3 protein-coding genes are annotated in these 1,785 nt (G+C 36.9%); 1 reads left to right on the top strand and 2 read right to left on the bottom strand.

What is annotated here, in order from left to right; all coding sequences use genetic code 11:
* Positions 1-70 precede the first annotated feature (70 nt).
* Positions 71-232: a CopG family transcriptional regulator gene (locus H6G97_RS50810; RefSeq protein ID WP_190737202.1), complete on the top strand. Its 162-nt coding sequence runs from the start codon at positions 71-73 to the stop codon at positions 230-232.
* A gap of 283 nt (positions 233-515) precedes the next feature.
* Here the strand turns inward: H6G97_RS50810 and H6G97_RS50805 are convergent, their stop codons facing one another.
* Together H6G97_RS50805 and H6G97_RS50800 are read right to left on the bottom strand one after the other, a co-directional pair.
* Positions 516-1,040 carry a hypothetical protein gene (locus tag H6G97_RS50805; protein ID WP_190947742.1) on the bottom strand — a complete coding sequence of 175 codons (525 nt, stop codon included), beginning with the start codon at positions 1,038-1,040 and terminating at the stop codon, positions 516-518.
* 394 nt (positions 1,041-1,434) lie between these two features.
* A partial coding sequence (locus tag H6G97_RS50800) for a transposase (RefSeq protein ID WP_190941080.1) occupies positions 1,435-1,785 on the bottom strand: 351 nt, incomplete at its 5' end.

The following is a 1,785-nucleotide window of genomic DNA, read 5'->3' as shown; positions in this document are numbered from 1 at the left end:
AGTAGTCTTGAAATTAGCAGGTTATTGGGGTGGTTAACTGCCATACCTTGTTAACTTTTGGAGCAATATTATGAATAAAAAATGGGCTGCTAAACGACTTACAATCAATCTCACATCAAGTGAAGCAGAGAAGCTGGAAAAATATTGTTCAATTACTGGTAGACCAGCAACCGATGTAATCCGCGAATTAGTCCGGTCTGTGCCAATTGAAGAAGTACAAAATGCCAATTAGGAATTCATCTAGGGTAAGTTTAAGGGGTTTTCCTTTCCCTTTTCCTCCAAAATCCGACAAGTATTGATACTACAGTTACCAGCGCATTATTAAAAAAGCTCCTCCTAAGACAAATTTTAACAGCAGTAGTAGGTAGCTCAAAGTGATTCAACGTTGATTATGTGTATGGAAAGCGCTGGCAAACTTTTTTTAGCTGGCATTTAGTAAACGGCATATAAAATAAAGCCCTGGATTTTTATCAAGGCTTAAATCAAATCGGACTACTATACAATGATTGTAAGTTTTACGGAGTGGGGATTTTATTGATTGGAAGCCTTTTAGCAACAACGATTTTAGCAATATAGTCTTCGCTTAAAATATTAGTTCCGTTCTTTGGATAAGACAAAACCTCTTTCAATGTCACTGTATATTTACCTAAAAATTGAATTGGTGAAACATCATTGACTGATATCAGGGTTAGCATTAATGTTGAAACCTTTTTACCATTTTTTATAATGTCTAATTCAACGATAACTTGCCCTTGCCAAATACAAGTTACTTTAGCAGGGCACCTAGAATCCTCTATAATTTTTGAAAATTTGATTTCAATATTTTCATTAGGGAGGTAAGCTATCTGTCCATACTTTAGATAAAAATCAGTATTTAAAATAGTTTTAACTCTGCGGATGAACTGTTGATGATTACCTTGAGCAATTAATTGGGTTTCTATTCTTGAAGGCTTGATATTTGATAAGATACCATAGCTAGGAAGACAATTGACTCCACTAATCCATGTTAATATAACTGCTGTGATCGTCAGACTTTTCACTTTTTCTACTGCACTAAGGGCGATGCATACCTGATATTCTAAGTGGACTATATACCACAATCTCCTGTTTTTATACAAAAGCATCAAGCATTGTTTGACCATTGTAGTATGCTGTTACTAAGCGTACACCTAAAATTAGAATAATGTTACAAAAGTATCGCAAAAATATTTAAAGGCTCAAATACTCAGGGTATAAAGACTCATGCAAAACCTCGCTCTCGACAAACAGAGTGTTAAGTGTAGTGCCATTCGCTGCAAGATGTTGTTATCTTTAGTGGAAGTTGAGACTTAAGATGAAATCTGACCTCGCCTTTGAATTAACTATGCCCAAGACCTCGACTAGGCGATCACCTTTATCTAAGAGGATGTTTTAAAAGTCGAAGCGAGTTAAAAATTATGCCAGTCGCCTGACCATAATCCGGATCATCGCAATGTAAATAAAAGTCTCAGAGGTTTCTGGTAGTCGTTCATAATCTTTACTTAAACGTCGACACCAGTTAAGCCAACCAAAAGTTCGCTCAACAACCCAGCGCTTTGGTAAATGGACAAAACCTTTCTTTTCCAATGGTCGAAGCACAATTTCCACAATCCAGCGAAACATATCCATCACCCAACGCATAAATTCTTCACCACGGTATCCGCCGTCCATCCAAATAAGATTTAAACGTTTTACCTGACTGCCTGTATTGTGAACTCGGTTGAGAACTTTTTTCGCTCCTTCTCGTTCTGGAAGACTGGCTGAGGT

It is taken from the genome of Nostoc flagelliforme FACHB-838, assembly GCF_014698065.1.
Lineage (GTDB): Bacteria > Cyanobacteriota > Cyanobacteriia > Cyanobacteriales > Nostocaceae > Nostoc > Nostoc flagelliforme_B.
Note: the sequence above shows the minus strand (reverse complement) of the source record. Positions and strands in the feature narration are given on the sequence as shown.